General features: G+C 57.6%; 3 protein-coding genes. All 3 read left to right on the top strand.

The genetic code is table 11. The features are described 5' to 3' along the window. The coding region (locus AC2VLY_RS14100) for an FAD-binding oxidoreductase (RefSeq protein ID WP_486893491.1) at window positions 1-612 on the top strand (612 nt) is incomplete at its 5' end. Window positions 613-616: 4 nt separating this feature from the next. Then, entirely contained in the window at window positions 617-1381 is a 765-nt protein-coding gene (locus AC2VLY_RS14095; RefSeq protein ID WP_486893489.1) for an RMD1 family protein, read from the top strand. Window positions 1382-1383: 2 nt separating this feature from the next. After that, window positions 1384-2066 (top strand): lipopolysaccharide heptosyltransferase II (gene waaF, locus AC2VLY_RS14090; protein WP_486922495.1); only part of this gene is annotated, 683 nt, incomplete at its 3' end.

Genomic DNA, 2066 nt, shown 5'->3' with positions numbered 1-2066 from the left:
GCCGTACGCAGTATGGGCGCCGCAACAGACCTGCCCGCTGCCAGTCAGGCGCTGTTGATGGTCGAAGTCGACGGCGAAAGCGAAACCATCCCCGCCCAGTTGGAAGCCGTGCGCCAGGCCCTTGCTGGAGACGGTAATCTGGAAATCCTGGAGGCCACAGATGCCCAGGCCACGGCAGCACTCTGGGCGGCGCGCAAATCCCTGTCTCCAGCCACCAAAGCCATGGCCCCACTGAAAATCAACGAAGATGTGGTCGTCCCGATCAGTCGTCTGCGCGATTTACTGGAAGCCATTGAAGCCATTGCCCGGGAACAGTCCCTGCACATTGTCAGCTTTGGCCATGCCGGTAACGGCAATCTTCATGTCAATTTTCTGGTGCACCCCGAAAACCATGAGGAAATGCGCCATGCCCGTCAGGGTCTGCAAAAACTCTTTCAGACGGTCCTCCGTCTGGGCGGCACGCTTTCCGGCGAGCACGGCATCGGCTCCACCAAACGGGAATTTTTGCCCCTGGAACTCAGCCCCGAAAATCTCAGCATTCAGCGTGCCATCAAAAAACTGTTTGATCCAGAGGGCATTTTGAATCCTGGCAAATTACTCCCCGAAGGATAAATGCATGAGTAGCATTCTTCACGCCATTCAACCCGTACGCCATATTGCCCTGAAAAACTGGGACGAAACCTTCGACATGGATCTGATAGATAACAATCCCGCCCACCGTCTGCTCCGCGACGGGGATGCCTGGGTAGCCATGTTTCGTTCCGGGGTGCTTTGTTTTTTTGGGGCAGGACCCGCCCTGCAGGCGCGCATTGTGGCCAGCGTCCAGGCCCAGTTTACCGCCATCAGCAATCCGAAAGTCGAAGAGTTATTCATTAAAACCGGTGAGCGGGATGCCGTCGGCCGGGATGGCGTAACCCTCAAGCATCTGGATGAAGAGCGCATCCTCCTGGTGGCCCTGCGCCTGGCCCAAAGCCTCGCCCTCGAACTCCACGAAGAAGCCGTCGAAACCCTCCTGGAAACCACCTTGAATTTACTCTCCGAGGTCACCCGTACCGGTCGTCTTCCGGGACGCCGGGGCAGTCATCTGCGTTTTCTGGCCTCCACCTCGGCGACCCGCACCGAAATCCTGTCGCGTCTTGCGGTGCTGGATAATCCGGACATTGTCTGGGAAACGCCAGGGCTGGAAATACTCTCCCGGGAGCTTTCCGCCGATCTGGAACTCACCAGCCGTTTCCGGGCGCTGGATGAAAAACTCGATGCCATTCATGAAGGACTGGAAATCATGATTGTTGCCAGTCGCCATAATCGTGAGACAGTTCTGGAATGGATCATCATCATCCTGATTACGGCGGAAGCGCTGATCATGCTTCTGGGCAAATGAACATGTCAGAGGCTTTACCGGAAACCATCGAACCGCCTTACGCCGAAGAAGATGCGTTTGCCGCCCATAATACCCGCCTGGCCCGGGCTTATGATCCGGCCCGCCTTCTGCTGGTGGGTCCTGCCTGGGTAGGCGACATGGTCATGGCGCAAGTATTATTGCAGATCATGCGCCGGCGCTGGCCCAAACTGCAGATTGATGTCCTAGCCCCGCCGGCCAGCCTGCCGGTTGCTTCGCGCATGGCAGAAGTGCGTCGCGGCATTCCTCTGGATATTCCCCACGGCAAACTGGGCTGGAAAGAACGCCGCCGTATCGCCGAAACCCTCCAGAAAGAAGATTACGACTGGTCTATCTGTTTGCCCAACAGCCTGAAATCGGCACTGGTTCCTTACTGGGCCCAGATTCCCAACCGCAGTGGCTTTGGCGGCAATGCCCGAAAAATGCTGCTCAATGACCGCCACCACCTGGATAAAAAACGCCTGCCACGTACGGTAGATCGTTTTGTGGCCCTGGGGTTGCCACGACGTTTGCCGCAACCCAAGCATTTACCCGCACCGCGTCTGATGGTGGATCACGGTGCGCTTGCCATCACGCTGCAACGTCTGAATATCCAAAATCCCGGTGCAGGACTGGTGGCACTCGCACCCGGGGCAGAATATGGCCCGGCCAAACGCTGGCCTGTACG

This window comes from Acidithiobacillus sp. TH-A36 (assembly GCF_057473445.1).
This window is presented reverse-complemented; position numbering and strand designations above follow the sequence as displayed.